Annotated in this window: 13 protein-coding genes; 1 reads left to right on the forward strand and 12 read right to left on the reverse strand. The window is 73.6% G+C overall.

What is annotated here, in order from left to right; genetic code table 11:
* Positions 1-58 precede the first annotated feature (58 nt).
* The 11 genes from ACFPL3_RS23790 to ACFPL3_RS23840 all read right to left on the reverse strand — a co-directional run bounded on the left by ACFPL3_RS23790 (position 59) and on the right by ACFPL3_RS23840 (position 15,483).
* Positions 59-1,228, reverse strand: coding sequence for a CaiB/BaiF CoA transferase family protein (locus ACFPL3_RS23790; RefSeq protein WP_343945908.1), 1,170 nt, complete (start codon positions 1,226-1,228; stop codon positions 59-61).
* 94 nt (positions 1,229-1,322) lie between these two features.
* A complete protein-coding gene (locus ACFPL3_RS23795) occupies positions 1,323-2,720 on the reverse strand; it encodes an MFS transporter (RefSeq protein ID WP_379589655.1) in 1,398 nt (465 codons plus the stop codon).
* A 48-nt stretch (positions 2,721-2,768) separates the two neighbouring features.
* Complete coding sequence (locus ACFPL3_RS23800) at positions 2,769-3,260, reverse strand: MarR family winged helix-turn-helix transcriptional regulator (protein ID WP_343945910.1); 492 nt, start codon at positions 3,258-3,260, stop codon at positions 2,769-2,771.
* 49 nt (positions 3,261-3,309) lie between these two features.
* Positions 3,310-5,658, reverse strand: a complete 2,349-nt coding sequence (locus tag ACFPL3_RS23805; protein ID WP_343945911.1) for an ATP-binding cassette domain-containing protein — start codon at positions 5,656-5,658, stop codon at positions 3,310-3,312.
* Between the two features lie 4 nt (positions 5,659-5,662).
* Complete coding sequence (locus ACFPL3_RS23810; RefSeq protein WP_343945912.1) at positions 5,663-6,364, reverse strand: alpha/beta fold hydrolase; 702 nt, start codon at positions 6,362-6,364, stop codon at positions 5,663-5,665.
* Positions 6,357-8,555: a phage holin family protein gene (locus ACFPL3_RS23815; RefSeq protein ID WP_343945913.1), complete on the reverse strand. Its 2,199-nt coding sequence runs from the start codon at positions 8,553-8,555 to the stop codon at positions 6,357-6,359. The genes ACFPL3_RS23810 and ACFPL3_RS23815 overlap by 8 nt, the downstream gene beginning before the upstream one ends.
* Complete coding sequence (locus ACFPL3_RS23820) at positions 8,552-9,166, reverse strand: DedA family protein (RefSeq protein WP_343945914.1); 615 nt, start codon at positions 9,164-9,166, stop codon at positions 8,552-8,554. The genes ACFPL3_RS23815 and ACFPL3_RS23820 overlap by 4 nt, the downstream gene beginning before the upstream one ends.
* Positions 9,163-9,972, reverse strand: coding sequence for an MBL fold metallo-hydrolase (locus tag ACFPL3_RS23825; RefSeq protein WP_343945915.1), 810 nt, complete (start codon positions 9,970-9,972; stop codon positions 9,163-9,165). The genes ACFPL3_RS23820 and ACFPL3_RS23825 overlap by 4 nt, the downstream gene beginning before the upstream one ends.
* Before the next feature lie 71 nt (positions 9,973-10,043).
* Complete coding sequence (locus ACFPL3_RS23830) at positions 10,044-13,652, reverse strand: hydantoinase B/oxoprolinase family protein (protein ID WP_343945916.1); 3,609 nt, start codon at positions 13,650-13,652, stop codon at positions 10,044-10,046.
* A 35-nt stretch (positions 13,653-13,687) separates the two neighbouring features.
* Positions 13,688-13,906, reverse strand: a complete 219-nt coding sequence (locus ACFPL3_RS23835) for a hypothetical protein (RefSeq protein ID WP_343945917.1) — start codon at positions 13,904-13,906, stop codon at positions 13,688-13,690.
* A 236-nt stretch (positions 13,907-14,142) separates the two neighbouring features.
* A complete protein-coding gene (locus ACFPL3_RS23840; RefSeq protein ID WP_379589667.1) occupies positions 14,143-15,483 on the reverse strand; it encodes an ATP-dependent 6-phosphofructokinase in 1,341 nt (446 codons plus the stop codon).
* A 224-nt stretch (positions 15,484-15,707) separates the two neighbouring features.
* Here ACFPL3_RS23840 and ACFPL3_RS23845 point away from each other — a divergent pair, with 224 nt between their 5' ends.
* Positions 15,708-17,132 (forward strand): MFS transporter, encoded by a 1,425-nt coding sequence (locus tag ACFPL3_RS23845; RefSeq protein ID WP_343945918.1) that lies wholly within the window; start codon positions 15,708-15,710, stop codon positions 17,130-17,132.
* A gap of 31 nt (positions 17,133-17,163) precedes the next feature.
* On the opposite strand, the gene ACFPL3_RS23850 is transcribed toward ACFPL3_RS23845, so the two are convergent.
* Complete coding sequence (locus ACFPL3_RS23850) at positions 17,164-17,382, reverse strand: DUF6199 family natural product biosynthesis protein (RefSeq protein ID WP_343945919.1); 219 nt, start codon at positions 17,380-17,382, stop codon at positions 17,164-17,166.
* Between the last annotated feature and the right edge of the window lie 452 nt (positions 17,383-17,834).

Here is a 17,834-nt window from a genome sequence, read left to right on the forward strand (position 1 = left end):
TCAGGAAAGCCACATTCAGGGCCGGAGCGGCCCTGAATGTGGCTTTCCTGCCCTCCGGTCACTCGGCCAGCAACCACGCCCGCACCTCGTCGCCGTCCGCGCCCAGCGCGGGCGGCGGCTTGCGGTAGCTCGGGGGCGTGGCCGAGTACGTCACCGGGTTGCCCACGCTGGGCACCCCGCCCGGCTCGACCACCGGCTCCAGGCCGAGGCGGTCCGCCAGGGCCAGGCCCTCGTCGATCGTGTTGATCGGCCCGCACGGCACGCCGGCGGGCGCGAGGATGTCGAACCACTCCTGCGCCGTCTTCGTGGCCAGCCGCGCGAGCAGGAGCGGCCGCAGCTCGTCGCGGTGGGCATTGCGGGAGCCCATCGAGTCGAACCGCGGGTCGTCGAGCAGCTCCGGTGCGCCGATCGCGATGGCGAGCTTGCGGAACTGGCCGTCGTTGCCGGCGATGACGATCAGCGCGCCCTCCCCCGTGGGCAGCGGCTCGTAGGGGAACAGCGACAGGTGGGCGTTGCCCAGCCTGCCCGGCACCACCCCGCCTGCCAGCACCGCCGACGTCTGGTTGACCAGCCCGGACAGGGCCGCGGACAGCAGGTTGGTCTCCACCTTCTGCCCCTCGCCGGTGCGCTCGCGGTGGTGGAGCGCGGCCAGGATCGCGAGCGCGGCGTGCAGCCCGGTGATCACGTCGAAGACCGCGACGCCCGCGCGGTACGGCGGGCCGTCGGCGTCGCCGGTGAGGCTCATCAGCCCGGACGTCGCCTGCACGAGCAGGTCGTACCCGGGCAGCGCGGCCCCGCCCGCCGTGCCGAACCCGCTGATCGAGCAGTACACGACGCGCGGGTTGGCCGCCGAGACCGTGTCGTGGTCGAGCCCGAACCGCGCGAGACCGCCGGGCTTGAAGTTCTCGATCAGGACGTCGGCGCGGGCGGCGAGCCGCTGCGCGACGTCGAGGTCGGCGGGGTCGGCGAGGTCCAGCACGATCGACCGCTTGTTCCGGTTGATCGACAGGTAGTACGTGGCCGTGCCGTCCTCGCTGGTGGGCGGCACCCAGGTGCGGGTGTCGTCGCCGGTGCCCGGGCCCTCGACCTTGATCACCGTGGCGCCGAGGTCGGCGAGCAGCATCGTGGCGTAGGGCCCGGCGAGGATGCGGGAGAAGTCGGCGACGAGCACCCCGGCGAGTGGCCCGGTGACCGGGGTTCCGTCGACGAGGTCGTTGGCATTGCTCACGCGTCGATCCTAGGAACCGAATGCCTGCAAGGTGGCTTTGCCGGCGCAATGTGCCGGCAAAGCCACCATGCTGGCGTTGGGCGGGGCGGGCGGGCTACCGGCGGGGCACCAGCGTCGCCGTCACCGCCGCGGCTGCGGCCACCGCCACCGCGCTCGCGACGAAGGCCAGGCGGTAGCCGCTGCTGAGGGCGTCGGCGAGCGGTGCGCCCGCCGCCGTGGCGGCGTCCGTGGCGGCCGCGGCCAGCGCGGCGAGCACCGCCGTGCCCAGCGCGCCCCCGACCTGCTGGCTGGTGTTCGCCAGGCCGGACGCGAGGCCCGCGTCCTCGGGGGTGGCGTCGGACATCATCACCGTGGTGACCGCGGGCAGCGCCAGACCCGCACCGAGGCCGAGCACCAGCATCGACGGCAGCACGTCCAGCACGTAGGCGCCGGTCGCCGGGCGGGCGAGCAGCAGCAGGCCGGCCACCAGCAGGACCTCGCCGACGAGCAGCACGCGCCGCGAGCCGGAGCGGGCGATCAGCCGGCCCGCCAGGGTGAGCGACACCAGCGCGATCGTGAGCGTGATCGGCAGCAGCGCGAAGCCGGTCTGCGCCGGGGCGTACCCGAGCGCCCGCTGCAGGTACAGCGCAGCCACGAACTGGAAGCCGAGCATGCCCGCCACCATCAGCAGCTGTGCCGTGTTGCCGCCGGACACCGCACGCGACCGGAAGATCCGCAGCCGCACGAGCGGCTCGGCCGCCCGCCGCAGCCGGGCGACGAAGCCCGCGAGCAGAGCCACGGCGGCCGCGGCCATCGCGAGCCGCACGACGAGCGGCGACGAGTCGACGATCGTGAACACGGTGAGCACGAGACCGGCCGTGACCAGCAGCCCGCCGAGGACGTCCGGGCGCGCCGAGCGGTCCGCGGGGCCGTCGGCGGCGACGTAGCGCAGTGCGAGCAGCACCGCGGCCACCCCGATCGGGACGTTGACCAGGAAGATCCAGCGCCAGCCGACGGTGTCGGTGAGCACGCCGCCCAGCAGGGTGCCGATGGACGCGCCGGCCGCGCCCACGAACGCGTAGACGCCCATGGCGCGGGCCCGCTCCCCCGCCTCCGGGAAGAGCGCCACGACCATCCCGAGCACCACGGCCGAGGCCATCGCGGCGCCCACGCCCTGCACGAACCGCGCTGCGATCAGCATCGCGGCGTCGATCGCGAGCCCGCAGGCCAGTGAGGCCAGGACGAACAGCGTGAGGCCCGAGAGGAGCATGCGGCGGCGGCCGTAGAGGTCGCCGAGCCGGCCCGCGAGCAGCAGCAGGCCGCCCAGCGGCACGAGGTAGGCGTTGACCGTCCAGGCGAGCCCTGCCGTGGTGAAACCGAGCTCGGCCTGCAGGACGGGCAGCGCGACGCTCGTGATCGTGCCGTCGAGGATGATCATGAGCATGGCGCCGCAGAGCACCGCGAGGGCGAGCCAGCGCGACGGCGCGGAAGTCGGAGCGGTCGAACTCGTCATGAGCAGGACCGTAGCGGATCGTTTGTTAACAGACAATCCCAGTCGGGACTATCGTGCGCTGCGCTTCCGGCGTGGCGCGTGCGGGTTCGGCTCGACGGCCGACAGCGGGCCGTCGTGGGTGACGAGCGCCATCAGCGCGTCCAGCAGTGCCGAGCGCTGCGCGGTCGGGAGCACGCCGAGGACCTCGGCGTACAGGTCGTCGATCACTCCGCGCGCCTTCGCCACCGCCTCGTCGCCCGCCTCGGTGGTGCGCACGATGCGCACGCGCCGGTCGGTGGGCGAGGGGGTGCGCTGCGCCAGCCCGGCCTTCTCGAGGTGGTCGCACGTGACGACCATCGTGGTCTTGTCCAGCAACGCCAGCTCGGCGAGCTCGCTCTGGGTGAGCTCGTGCTCGGCGGCCTTGGACAGCACGCAGTAGTCGCGCACGGACATGCCCAGCTCGCCGAGCACGGTGCCCATCCGGGAGGCGAGCGCCTGGCTCGCCTTGTCGAACAGGTAGGAGAGGTCGGCGCGGATCTCGTCGTCGCTGCGCGTGTCCATGCGGCAACGATACAGACGATCCGGCACGGGACGATCCCGAACGGAACGGCTATCGGCGCACCGGGTCCTGCCTGCGCAGGAGCCAGGCCGCGACGCCCAGCAGCACCACCAGCTGCGCGGCGAGCACGCCCACCGCGAGCAGCCACGACCCGGCCGTGTGCTCCCACAGCGGGTCGGGGTCGCCGCGGACGTTGGGGTTCAGGTCCACCGTGGACGCCCCCATCGCGTACGCCCACCGCGACGGCACGAGCCACGCCACCTGCTCCAGCACCGCGCGCCCGTGCACCGGGAACAGCCCGCCGCTCACCACCAGCTGCAGCATCAGGACGAGGACGAGCAGCGGCATGCCGCGGTCGGCGTTGTCGATGAACGCGGAGATCACCAGGCCGACGACCATCGTCAGCACGGTGACGGCGACGACCGCCAGCAGCACCTCGAGCACGCCGGAGCCGAACACCACCGGGGCGTCGGGCGCGGGGTGGCCCACCAGGGACAGCACCGTGAACACGGCGGCCTGCACCGCGGCGACCACGCCGAGCACCAGGACCTTCGAGGTGAGGTAGGCACCGAGCGAGAGCCCGATGGCACGTTCGCGCCGGTAGACCGCGCGCTCCTTGACCACCTCGCGGATCGACGCGGCGATCCCCATCAGCGCCCCGCCGAGCACCAGCACGAGCAGGAGCTGGTTGGGCTGCCCGGACCGCTCGGCCACCGCCGTGGTGGACGAGAGTCCCGCCGTGCCGGGCACCAGCCGCGCGAGCAGGCTCAGCACCAGCGGCAACAGCACGATGAACAGCGCGTACTGGCGGTCGGCCGCGATCACCGCGAGGTAGCGGCGGCAGAGCACGCCGAGCTGGGTGAGCCGGCTCTGCTGGCGCGGCGCGGTGCGCGGCTGCCCCGGGCGCTCCGGCACCGGGGGCAGGGCGGCGGTGGGCGCGGCCACGTAGCGGTGGTGCTGGGCCGACGCCCGGAACCGGGCCGCGAGCACCGGGCCGGGCACGCGGTCGAGTTGCAGGAACATGTCGGCGAAGTCGCGCTCGCCGAAGTACCCGAGCGCCTCGCGCGGCGGCCCGAAGTACGCCACGTGCCCGCCCGGTGCGAGCACGAGCAGCAGATCGCAGACGTCGAGGTTGAGCACGCTGTGGGTGACCACCACGACCGTGCGGCCCGCCCCGTCGGCGCCGTCGGCGAGACCGCGCAGCGTGCGCATCACCGACCGGTCCAGGCCGGGGTCCAGCCCGGACGTCGGCTCGTCGAGGAAGAGCAGCGAGGGCTTCGTGAGCAGCTCGAGGGCCACGCTGGTGCGCTTGCGCTGGCCGCCCGAGAGCGTGTCGATGCGCTGGTCGGCCTGCGCGGTGAGGCCCAGCTCGGCGATGACCTCCTCCAGGCGACGCTCGCGGTCGGCCGCGGGGACGTCGTCCGGGAACCGCAGGCGCGCGGCGAACCGCAGCGCCCGGCGCACCGTGAGCTGCGGGTGCAGCACGTCGTCCTGCGGCACGAGCCCGATGCGGTGGCGCAGCTCGTCGTAGCCCGCGTAGAGGTCGCGCCCGTCGTAGCGGACATGGCCCTGGTCGGCGGGACGCGACCCGGTGAGGGCGCGCAGCAGCGTGGACTTGCCCGCGCCGCTCGGCCCGACGATCGCGAGCAGGCAGCGCCCGGGCAGCGAGAACGACACGTCGTCGAGGAGCTTCTTGTCCTGGCCCACGGTGACCGAGAGCCCGTGCGCGGCGAACGCCACGTCGCCCGAGTCGACCACGGCCACCAGGCGGTCGCCCTGCAGCCGCAGCATCGTGCGGCCGACGCCGATCAGGTCCGCCGGGGTGACGAGGGCCCGCGCCGTGCGCGTGCCGTTGACGAAGGTGCCGTTGCCGCTGCCGAGGTCACGCAGCTCCCACGCGCCGTCGGGGCGGCGTTCCAGCACCGCGTGGCGCCGGGAGGCGAGCAGGTCGTCGACCACCACGTCGTTGTCGGGGAGCCGGCCGATCGTGAGACGCGCGGAGGTGACGATGTGGACCGTGGTGTCGCGGCCCGGCTGGTCGTGGACCACCGTGGGCGCCGACGGCACGAGTGGCGCGGGCGACGCGGGCGGAGGTGGAGCCCCGGCCACCGGGTGCAGCTCCACCGTGGTGGCCCCGCTACCCCGGCCCAGCCGCACGACCACCGGCCGTTCCAGCCGCAGCACGGTGATCCGGTCCTCCCCGAGGTAGGTGCCGTTGGCGGAGCGGTCGGTGAGCGTCCAGCCCTCCGCGGTGTGCTCCACGACGGCGTGCCGGCGCGACACCCGCGGGTGCGGCAGGTCGAGGTCGGCGTCCGGGCCGCGCCCGATGACGAACGGCCGTCCGACCGGCACGCGCACCACACCCCCGGCGTGGCGCACCTCCAGCCCCCCGGTAGCCACCGGCTCAGCCGGTGAGGGCCCGGGCCGTTGCCTCGGGGGCGCTGACCATGGCGTCGTGCCCCGCGGCCAGTTCCCGCAGCTCCCAGCCCTCGCGCCGGGCGATGGCGTGCGCGCCGTGGACCGCAGGGTAGGCCGGGTCGGTGCAGGCGATGTAGGTGACGGGCCGGCCGCCGCCCAGCGGCCCGTGGAGCGGGAACGGCTCGGCGTAGGTGCGCAGCGGGTGCGGGGTGAGCCTGCGGCCGACCCAGGCGATGTCGTCCGGGTCGGTCAGGCCGAACGCCGCCGCTCCCGGTGGTGGGATGGCCAGACCGCCGGACGCCTCGGCCGCCGCCGTGCGGGCTGCCACCGACTCCGGCGGGAGCGCGGCGAACCCGGGCTCGCCCGCCTCGACCACCAGGCCGTCGAGCAGCACCACCCGCCGCAGCCGGTCCGGGCAGCGCTCGGCCACGGCGAGCGCGACGAGCGCGCCGAAGCTGTGCCCGACCAGCACGACGTCGTGCAGCTCCTCGCTCTCCAGCACGCCGACGACGTCCTGCACGAGCGTGTCCGGGCCGACGTCGGCGCCGAGCAGGTGGGCGCGCGCCCCGAAGCCGGTGAGCGTGGGCGTGAGGACGTCGTGGCCGGCGTCGCGCAGCACCCGGGCCACCCGGCGCCAGCACCAGCCGCCGTGCCAGGCGCCGTGGACCAGTACGAACCGATCACTCACCCGGATGATCCTCGCACGGCGCCCCCGGAAGTTCAGGAACGCCACGTTCATGAACCTGCAGGACAGCAACGTGGCGTTCCTGAACCTGCCCATCGGCCGGCCGCGGCTCCGGGTGCCCGAGGTGCGTGAGCCACCCGCGCAGCACCCGGTGCAGGGCCTCCGCGCCGACGATCTCCCTGGGCGGCGGCAGCTCCGCCGGGTGCAGGAGGAACCCGCGCGACTGCGCCCCGCCCAGTCCGCCGTGCGAACCCACGTGCGGTTCGAACGGCGACGCCTCGTCGCGCACGGGGTCGTACCGGCTGTTGATCATCAGGTCGGCGCAGTGCGGGAAGGTGTCGACGCGGCGCACCAGGTCGGCGGCGTGCGGGCCGTAGGGCTCGAGCGGGTCGTCGCCGATGACGACGCCGGTGGCGAGCCTGCGCAGCCCATCGCGTCCGAGCACGACCGGCCCGAACTCGGCGCTGCGCACCAGCACGAAGCCGACGCCGGGGTGGTCGACGAGCGATGGCAGCAGCTCGGGGTACTCGCGCTCGATCGTCTCCAGCTCCACACGCCCCTCGTGCCGGGTGAACGACACGGTGGCGAGGTGCCCGGACGCGACGACCACCACGCCCGGTGCCACGCGCTCCGCATCGGCCGGGCCCCCGTCAGGCGGGCGCGGCCGGTCGACGGCGCCCGCGCGCTCGACGCGGGCGCGCAGCCTGCGCGCGATCGGACCACCACCCGACGAGACCTCGGCGAGCACGGCGTCGATCTGCCAGCGCTCGGCCGAGCGGCCCGCGTCCAGGTGCGAGCCGCGCCGCGGGTCGGGTTGCGGCTCGCCGACGAGCCGGCCCACCAGCGCCCCGATCGACTCGCCGAAGCGGTCGGTGAACGCCCATCCCTGGGTCTGGCCGTGGTCGGAGAGCACGACGATGTGGTAGCGGCGGGGCGCCAGCTGGGTGGCGCGGTGCAGGCGGCCGATCTGGCGGTCGATCCCGCGCAGCACGGCCAGCGCGTCGAAGCGTTCGACGCCGGAGTGGTGGCCCACCTCGTCGTAGCCGAGGAAGTCGGCGTAGACGACGGCGCGGCCCGCCAGCATGTCCTCGATGATCGCCGAGACGACGACGTCGCGCGCGATCACCGTGGTGCCCGCGCGGGCCAGCGGGTAGAAGCCGCCCCGCTTCACGCGCGGCCGCACCCCGGCCCGGCGCTGCCGCACCGCCGCCGAGATCTCCCGTCCCACGTCGACCAGCGCGCCGGCCACCGTGCGGAGCGCGTTGGCGGGGTTGGCGAAGTAGGCGTAGTAGCCCGCGCCGACCCCGTCGATGCCGCGGCCACGCCTGCCTGCGCCGCTGATCAGGGGCAACGCGCTCAAGGTGAGGCTCGTGTGCGCGGCGTCGCCGGTGAAGAGGCTGGCCCGCGCCGCACCGTCGACGGCGAGCAGGCCGCACCCGTCGGAGTGCCTGCGCTCGATCTCCGCGGCGTCCTCCGGGCTGGAGCACGCCATGACGTGGTCGCGGTCCTTCTCGTACCAGCGGAAGCCGATGATGTCGTCGTTGCGCCCGTGCAGCATGCCGCAGACGCTGGCCCCGGTCTGCGAGCTCCAGTCGGTGTGCCAGCCGGTGAGCCGGTGGCTGCCCTCGTCGAGCATGCGGGCGAGCGACGGCATGTCCCCGTCACGGACCGCGCGGCGCACCGTGTCGAACCCGAGCCCGTCGACCTGCAGGAACAGCACGCCCGGTGGCATCGAGCCGTCGCCGGTCGTGCCGCTCCGGACACCGCGGCGCGCGGCCCGCCGGAAGAACAGCTCGTCCTCGTCGAGACCCACCAGGCCGCTCACCACGGACCCGAGCGCCGCCACCGCGACGGCCACCACCACGGCCGTGCCGAAGTCGGTGATCACCACGCCGGGCACGGCGAACGAGATCGCCAGCACGCCCGCGCCGAGCAGCAGGAACGAGCCGATCCCCAGCGTGAACACGGCCACCGGCAGCGCGACGCGCAGCACCAGCGGCCACACCACCGCGCTCAGCACACCGAAGAGCAGCGCGCAGACGGTGGGCTGCCACCACTCGGGCATCCGGAATCCGGTGAGCCACTCGTCCAGCAGCATCAGCGCGCCGGCCGTGAGGACCCACACCAGCAGGGCGCGCGCCACCTCCCGGCCACCGCGCAGCAGCCGCCCCCCGCCCCCGGCCGACGCCCTCACCGCACCACACCCGAGCGGGCGCGCCTGCGCCTGCGCCGCCACGCCGACACCAGCGAGCCGAGCCCGGCCACCGCGAGCACCAGCAGCGCCGCCAGCGTGGTGGCGAGCACCGGGTCGTCGAACAATCCGCCGGACAGCACGCCCAGCAGCGCGTACGCGACCGCCCACAGCACGCAGCCGAGCGCGGCGGCGGGCACGAGGCGCCGCCACGGGTACTCCAGCGCCCCCGCCGCGAGCAGCACCGGGATCCGGCCTGCGGGCATCAGCCGCCCGATCACGATGATCACGCCGCCACGGCGCTCGAACTGCGCGCGCGCCGCCGCCAGCTGCTCAGGAGTCTGGCGATCGGTGACCCAGCGCTGGGCGACCGAGCTGCCCGCGTGCGCCACCGCGAACGTCACGAGGTCGCCCAGCAGCGCCCCGACGACCGACAGCACCAGCACGAGCGGGAGCGACATGCTGCCGGTGGTCACGGCGATCGCCGCGGCGGCCCCCACCACCGCACCGGTGGGCACGATCGGCACGATCGACCCGATCAGGACCCCACCGAACAACGCCGAATAGCCGAGCGCCGACGGGTCCGTCCACCCCGCGGCCTGGGCGACCGTCATTGCGGCACCGGCTGGGCCCCGTCAAGCGCGACCACGGCACCCGGCTTCGTCACCAGCACCTTCGTGCGCACACCGGCCTTCCGCACGGCCGCGGCGAACCGGTGCGGGGGCTCCACCAGCAGCCTGCGCATCCGCGCGCCGATCTGCCCGGGCAGCCGCGGCAGGCCGCCCACGGCGAGCGTGCCCCAGTGCACCGGGACGGCCACGCGCGGGTTCAGCAGCCGGACGGCCTCAGCGGCGCCGTGGGGGTCGAGGTGGCCGGGCCCCAGCGACAGGCCCCACCCCCACACCGGCAGCAGGGCGGCGTCGATCCGCCCGAGCCGCGCCATGCCCGGGAAGAGGTCGGTGTCGCCCGCGGCGTAGACGCGGTGGGTGGCGGACTCGATCAGGTGCCCCATCGCCGCGGCCTGCGGCCCGTGGGTGGACCGGGGTCCGAACCGGTGCCCGCTGTGCACCGCGGGCACCCCGTGCACGCGGAGGCCGCCGTGCACGAGCTCCTCGCCGGGGGCCAGCTCGTCGACGTTGCGGATGCCGCGCCCGCGCAGCCACCGCCCCGCGCCCCGGGGCACCACCACCCGCGCCCGGCGCGGCAGCCGGCGCAGCGACGGCAGGTGCAGGTGGTCGCCGTGCAGGTGCGACAGCAGCACGAGGTCGGTGTCGGCGAAGTGCTCCCGGCCGGGCTGCGGGCCCACCCGCGTCAGGGGGCCGACGCGGCCGGTGAGCACCGGGTCGGTGAGCACGACGGACCCGGCCAGCTCCAACCGCACCGTGGAGTGGCCGAGGAAACGCATCGCGAGCCCGTGCACACCCCCAGTATCGCTGCCCGGCCGGGGGTGACCACGACCGCCGTCAGCCGCACACGTCGCTTCCCGGCCCGTCAGCCTCCATCGGGTGCGCCGAACCCGCCGCCGCCCGGGGTGCGGATCTCCAGCACGTCGCCCGGCCCGAGGTCGATCGAGTCGCAGCCGCGCAGCTCCACGACGGTGCCGTCCGCGCGGTGGACGCGGTTGCGGCCGAGCTCCCCGGGCGCGCCACCGGCCATGCCGTAGGGCGGGACGCGCCGGTGGCCCGACAACGTGCTGGCGGTCATCGGCTCGCGGAACCGGATGCGGCGCACGGCCCCGTCGCCGCCGTGCCACCGCCCGGCGCCTCCGCTGCCGCGGCGGATGGAGAACTCCTCCAGCACCACGGGGAACCGCCATTCGAGGACTTCGGGGTCGGTGAGCCGGGAGTTCGTCATGTGCGTCTGCACCACCGAGACCCCGTGGAAGCCGTCGCCCGCACCGGATCCCGAGCCGAGGGTCTCGTAGTACTGGTGGCGCTCGTTGCCGAACGTCACGTTGTTCATCGTGCCCGACCCTTCGGCCTGCACGCCGAGCGCGGCCAGCAGCGCGCCGGTGATCGCCTGGGAGGTCTCGACGTTGCCCGCCACCACCGCGGCGGGGTGGACGGGGGCGAGCATCGACCCGTCGGGGATGACGAGTCGCAGCGGGCGCAGACAGCCGTCGTTGAGCGGGATGTCGTCGGCCACCAGCGTGCGGAAGACGTAGAGCACCGCAGCGGTGGCCACCGAGGACGGCGCGTTGAAGTTCGTGGCCAGTTGCGGCGACGTGCCGGAGAAGTCGATGGTCGCGCCCCGGGCGTCGCGGTCGACGGTGATCTTCACGGAGATCACCGCACCGGAGTCCATGGTGTAGCGGTACTCGCCGTCGGTGAGGGTGTCGATGACCCGGCGGACCGCCTCTTCGGCGTTGTCCTGCACGTGCCGCATGTAGGACTGGACGACGTCGAGCCCGAAGTGCTCGATCATCTTGCCGACCTCTTCGGTGCCCTTGGCGTTGGCCGCGATCTGGGCGCGCAGGTCGGCGAGGTTGGTGTCCGGGTTGCGGGACGGGTAGGGCGCCTCGGTGAGCAGCCGCAGCGTCTCGGCCTCGCGCAGCCTGCCGTTCTCGACCAGCAGCCAGTTGTCGAACAGCACACCTTCCTCGTGGACCTCGCGGCTCGTGGCGGGCATCGAGCCGGGGGTGATGCCGCCGATCTCCGCGTGGTGGCCGCGGGAAGCCACGTAGAAGAGGATGTCGTCGCCCTCGGTGTCGAAGACCGGGGTGATCACGGTGATGTCGGGCAGGTGGGTGCCGCCGTGGTACGGGTCGTTCACCGCGAACACGTCACCGCGCTTCATCCGGCCGGCGCGCCTGCGGATCACCTCCTTGACGCTCGTGCCCATCGAACCGAGGTGCACCGGGATGTGGGGGGCGTTCGCGACCAGGTTGCCGTCGGGATCGAACAAGGCGCAGGAGAAGTCGAGCCGCTCCCGGATGTTCACCGACTGGGACGTCGCCTCCAGCCGGGTGCCCATCTGCTCGGCGATCGACATGAACAGGTTGTTGAAGATCTCCAGCAGCACCGGGTCGACGGCGGTGCCCGCGCTGGTGTCCTCGAGCGCCGCGACGCGTTCGACGAGCAGGTGGCCGGCCGTGGTCGGCGTGGCCCGCCAGCCGTCGTCCACCACGGTGGTGGCGTTGGCCTCGGCGATGATCGCCGGGCCGGTCACGACGTCACCCGCGCCCATCCGTTCGCGCTGGTGGAGGGGTACCTCCCGCCACGCGCCGCGGACGTGCAGGCGCACCGTGTCGACCGGCCCGGCGCCCGGCTCGGCCCCCTCCTGTTCCCCGAGGTGGGACAGGTCCGGCGGGCTGGTGAGACCGGTGGCCTCCACCGAGATCGCCTCGACCACCAGCGGCCGGTCCATCAGGAACGAGTACGTCTTGCGGTGGCTCGCCTCGAACTCCGCGACCATCGCGTCGAGCTCGGCCAGCCGGACGGGGACGACGGTGTCGGTGCCGTCGTAGCGCAGCTGGGCACGATGGGTGACGCGGATCCGCTCGGCGGGCACCCCTTCGTCGAGCAGCTCGCCGCGGGCCGCCTCCTCCAGGCTGCGCGCCACCTCCTGCAGCCGCGTCATGGTGGCCGGCTCGAGCCGCGTCACCACGGACTGCTCGCGCATCGCCGTGGTGTCGGCCAGGCCGATCCCCAGCGCGGACAGCACGCCGGCCATCGGCGGCACCAGCACCGATCGGATGCCCAGCGAGTCGGCCACCGCGCACGCGTGCTGCCCGCCCGCGCCACCGAACGTCGTCAGCACGTAGCGGGTGACGTCGTGGCCCTTCTGGACGGAGATCTTCTTGACCGCGTTGGCCATGTTCGCCACCGCGATCCGCAGGTAGCCCTCGGCCACCTGCTCGGGCGAGCGGTCGTCACCGGTCTGCGCGTGGATGTCGGCGGCGAGCCGGTCGAACCGCCGCCGGACGGTCTCGGCGTCCAGCGGCTGGTCGCCGTCGGGGCCGAACACGGAGGGGAAGTACGCCGGCTGGATGCGGCCGAGCATCACGTTGGCGTCGGTGACGGTCAACGGCCCGCCTCGCCGGTAGCAGGCCGGTCCCGGGTTGGCACCCGCCGAGTCCGGGCCGACCCGGTAGCGGGCGCCGTCGAAGTGCAGGATCGACCCGCCGCCCGCCGCGACGGTGTGGATGTCGAGCATCGGGGCCCGCAGCCGCACTCCGGCGATCTCGGTGGTGAACACCCGCTCGTACTCGCCCGCGTAGTGCGCGACGTCGGTGGACGTGCCACCCATGTCGAAGCCGATCACGTGGTCGAACCCGGCGATCGCCGACATGCGCGTCATGCCGACGATGCCGCCGGCCGGGCCGGACAGGATCGCGTCCTTGCCCCGGAAGTGCCCGGCCTCGGCGAGGCCCCCGTTGGACTGCATGAACATCAACCGCACGTCCGGGAGCTGGTCGGCCACCTGGTCGACGTACCGGCGCAGCACCGGGGACAGGTAGGCGTCGACCACCGCGGTGTCCCCGCGCGGCACCAGCTTCATCAGCGGGCTGACCTCGCTGGACAGCGAGACCTGGGGGAATCCGATCCGTTCGGCCAGCTTGCCGATCTCGTGCTCGGCCGCCGGGAACAGGTGGCTGTGCATGCAGACCACGGCCACGGAGCGGATCCCGTCGTCGTAGGCGCGTTGCAGGTCGTCGGCCAGCGAGACGAGGTCCGGCGCGCGCAGCACGGTGCCCTCGGCGGTGACCCGCTCGTCGACCTCGATCACCCGCCGGTAGAGCATCTCCGGCAGGACGATGTGCCGGTCGAAGATCCGCGGCCGGTTCTGGTAGGCGATCCGCAGCGCGTCGCGGAACCCCTTCGTGATCACCAGCACGGTCGGCTCGCCCTTGCGTTCCAGCAACGCGTTGGTGGCCACCGTGGTGCCCATCCGGACCGCCTCGACCCGGTCGGTGGGAATCGGGTCATCCGGGGCGCCGCCGAGCAGCGCGCGGATACCGGCCACGGCGGCGTCCCGGTAGCGCGCCGGGTTGTCCGAGAGCAGCTTGTGCGTCAGCAGGGACCCATCGGGCCTGCGGGCCACGATGTCGGTGAACGTGCCGCCACGGTCGACCCAGAACTGCCATCCTGCGCCGGTCACCGGGCCTCCCCCGTCCTCACGTCACCGCCATCAGGTCACCGCCTGGCCAGTCGCGCCAGCGCCACCGCGCGGCCCGCGCACATCTCGTACAGCCTGCCGACCAGCGCCACGTCGATCGCACCACCCACATCGGCGTCCCCGCACTCCGAGAGGAGGCGCCACTGCAGCCTCTCCACCTCGGCCCGGCCGGCGTGCAGCTCCGCCATGGCGGGCACCACACCGGTCTCCGCGGCCTCGACGACCCGGGCGAACATCCGCTGAAGGCGGGGAAAGCGGACGAGGCCTCCGCGCCACCGTCGAACAGCGCCGTCGACGCGGCGCCGAGCGCGTCGTGGGCGAGCCGGAGCAGCTGCAGGTCGAGCCGGGTTCCCCCGCCTCGTCGCTCCATCGCGCCCGTCGGGTTCATCGGGCCCTCCCGCCGCACCGCTGCTCGCCCCACGGCGACGCTACTACCCCGGTACGAGCCGAGACAGGTCGTCGGATCGGGCGGTCAGCCGAAGCGGACCGGCTGCCCGGTGGACTCCAGCACCGCCGTCCACAGGTCGCCGTGCGGGTCGACCTGGTTGCGCCTGCTCACCGCCACGTGCATCGGGATGTGGACGAAGCGGCGCCGGTAGCGGCCCACCACCATCTCGGTGCGCCCGGACATCGCCGCGTGCACCGCGGCCTGCGACAGCCGCACGCAGTACACCGAGTCGTAGGGGTTGGCCGGCACGCTGCGGATGGCGTAACTGGGGTCGATGTAGCGGATCGAGGTCTCGATCCCCGCGTCGGAGAAGTGGTCGGCGATGCGCCGCCGCAGCCAGGGGCCGATGTCGTGCAGGCGGGCGTTGCCGGACGCGTCCCGCGCGTCCTCGTCGACCCCGCCGAGCAGCTCCTGGCCCGCTCCCTCGGCGACGACCACCACCGCGTGCCCGCGCTCGCGGACCCGCCGCCGCACGTGCGCGAGCAGCCCCTGCTCGCCGTCGAGCGCGAACGGGACCTCCGGGATCAGCACGGCGTCGGCGCCGCTGCGGGCGAGCGCGGCGTAGCAGGCGATGAAGCCGGAATGCCGCCCCATCAGCTTGACGAGCCCGATGCCGCCCGCCGTGGACTTCGCCTCCACCTGCGCGGCCCTGATGGCGTCGCTGGCCAGGCTGAACGCGGTCTGGAAACCGAAGCTCTGGTCGATGTAGGGGATGTCGTTGTCGATCGTCTTCGGGATGCCGACGACCGCGATCAGCAGGCCGCGGTCGGCGATCGTGCGCGCGATCTGCATCGCCCCGCGCATCGAGCCGTCGCCACCCACCACGAACAGGATGTTGACGTGCAGCCGCTCCAGGCAGTCGACGATCTCCTCGGGGTCCTGCGGGCCGCGGGAGGTGCCGAGCACGGTGCCGCCGTCGGTGGCGATGTCGCGCACCGACTCCGGGGTGAGGTCCACGACGTCGTGGCCGTAGCGAGCCACGAACCCCTGGTAGCCGTTGCGGATGCCGACCACGCGGCGCACCCGGTAGTGGTAGGTCAGCGTGCGGACGATGCCCGCGATCACGTCGTTGAGCCCCGGGCACAGGCCGCCACAGGTGACGATCGCCGCGCGCGTCTTCGCCGGGTCGAAGAAGATCTTGCGGCGGGGCCCGCACGGCTCCATGCCGGGCAGCTGGTCGGCCGCGAGGCCACGGGCCGAGATGCCGCTGAGGGTGTCGTCGAGCAGTACCCGGTCGTTCTCGTTGATGTAGTGCTCGGTGGTGCGGGTGGCGTCCAGCAGGGGCGCCATCGGCGACGTGATGCGGGCCGTTCCCAGCGTGTTGATCGTGAGGTCCGGGGGCGGCTCGAGGCGCGGCAGCTCCACGACTGTGGCTTCGTGCCCCGGCCCGTCGGGCTCCTCGGTGTAGGCGGTGCTCACGGCGCTCCCTGCATCGGCGGCAAGGTCGACCACGCCGCGGCGCTGGGGACGGTGGCCCACTTGACCGGTACAGGATGCCCGGTCGCGTCCGCTCGGACCAGACCGGAGCGGCAGGTGTTCCCCATTCCACATGCTTGCTATTGACAACGAACGCGTGCTCATCTGGAGGTGTGACCTCCCCCCGCCCGTTCCTCGTCATCGGCGTGCTCGCGTCGTGCGGGCTGGCCGTGTCGCTGATGCAGACCCTCGTCGTCCCGCTGCTCCCGCAGTTCCCGCAGCTGCTCTCGGCGTCGCCGGCGACGGTGGCGTGGCTGGTCACCGCCACCCTCGTGTCCGCGGCCGTCTGCGCCCCGGTCATGGGGCGGCTCGGCGACATGTACGGCAAGCGGCGGATCCTCCTCGCCGGCCTCGCGATCGTCACGGTCGGCTCGGTGCTGGGCGCCGTCGCACCCGGCATCGGCGTGCTCATCGCCGCCCGGGCGCTGCAGGGCATCGCCATGGGCGTGATCGCGCTCGGCATCAGCGTCATGCGCGACGTGCTGCCCCCGGACCGCGTCGGGAGCGGCATCGCCCTGATGAGCTCCTCGCTCGGCATCGGGGGCGCGATCGGGCTGCCGATCACCGGGCTGGTGGCCCAGCACGCGAGCTGGCGGTGGCTCTTCGCCGGGGCCGCGGTGCTGGGCGCCGTGCAGTTCGTGCTCGTGCTCCTCGTCGTACGCGAGTCGAGGCTGCGCTCGGGCGGCCGGTTCGACGTGCTGGGGGCGGTGGGCCTGTCGGGCGCGCTCGTCTGCCTGCTGCTCGCGATCTCCAAGGGCAACGAGTGGGGCTGGGGCAGCCCGCTGGTGATCGGCCTGCTCGTGGCCTCGGCCGTCCTCTTCGGGGTGTGGACCGCCTGGGAGCTGCGGGTCCGCAGCCCGCTCGTCGACCTGAGGGTGTCCGCCCGCCCCACCGTCCTGTGGACGAACGTCGCCTCCATCATGGTCGGCTTCGGCATGTTCGCGGGCTTCCTCGTGACGACCCAGATCCTGCAGGCCCCCCGCGAGACCGGTTACGGGTTCGGCATGTCGCTGGTGGCGGCGGGCGTCGCGCTCCTGCCGATCGGCGCGGCCATGACGATCTTCTCCCCGGTGTCGGCGCGGGTCTCGAAGCGCCGCGGCGCGCGCACCTCGCTCGTGCTCGGCGCCGTGGTCCTCGCGCTGGGCAACGTGCTGATGGCGATGCTCCCGGCGTCGATCCCGCTGGTGGTCGCGGCCTCCACCACCACGGCGATCGGCGCGGCACTCGCCTACTCCGCGATCCCCCTGCTGATCATGGACGGCGTGCCCGAGGGCGAGACCGCGGCCGCCAACAGCCTCAACACCCTGATGCGGATGCTCGGCACGTCCTCGTGCAGCTCGTTCGTCGCCGCGATCAGCACCGGTCTGACGACCACGGTCGCCGGTCGCCTGCTGCCCGCGGCGGGGGCGTACACGGTGATCTACCTGGCGGCCGCGGCCGCGGCGGCGCTGGGCGCGACGATCGCCGCGCTCACCCCCCGGCCCGCCGCCGACGCCATCCCGCTGTCGACGCGGACGAGCACGGCGCGCGCGGCCTGACTCGGCGCTGCGCAGTTTGTTGCATCATCGGTCACAGGGTCCAGAAGGTGAAGGCGGCCCAGAAGAAGAACAGGGCGGAGACGACCAGGCCAACCCTGCTGAGCGCGAGAGCCGCGTCGGATGGCTCGTTGGCCTCGGGGTTCCGGTACTGCCATGCCGCAGTGGCTCGCCAGAGGGCACGCTGATCGACCACCGCCAGCAAGAGCATGACCACTCCCATGATCAACACGAACACGGCCGCACCGGACATCGCGATCTCCCGTCGAGTAGGACATCCGGGACGACCACGAGCAGGCTCCCGCGGTTGGGGTCGTTCACGAACTGATCGCCGGACCTCGCCGGCCCCGGGCGCCCAGGGCGCTCACACACAAGGCTCATCGCTCACACACCGACTGCAACCGATGTGCCGACCCCACAGGTCGTGTGCGAGCCGCCCGACGGCGACACCCCAGCCGCTCACACACCACCACACGCGCTCACACACCGACTGCAACCGGTGTGCCGGCACCACCGGTGGTGTGCGAGCCCCCGAAGGCCGACAGCCGAGCCCCACACCGGCTACAACCGATGTGCCGGCACCACAAGTCGTGTGCGAGCCGCCCGACGGCGACACCCCAGCCGCTCACACACCACCACACGCGCTCACACACCGACTGCAACCGGTGTGCCGGCACCACAGGTCGTGTGCGAGCCCCCGGGCCG

Origin of the sequence: Pseudonocardia zijingensis, from assembly GCF_042657305.1 — a bacterium.
GTDB classification, from domain to species: domain Bacteria; phylum Actinomycetota; class Actinomycetes; order Mycobacteriales; family Pseudonocardiaceae; genus Pseudonocardia; species Pseudonocardia zijingensis.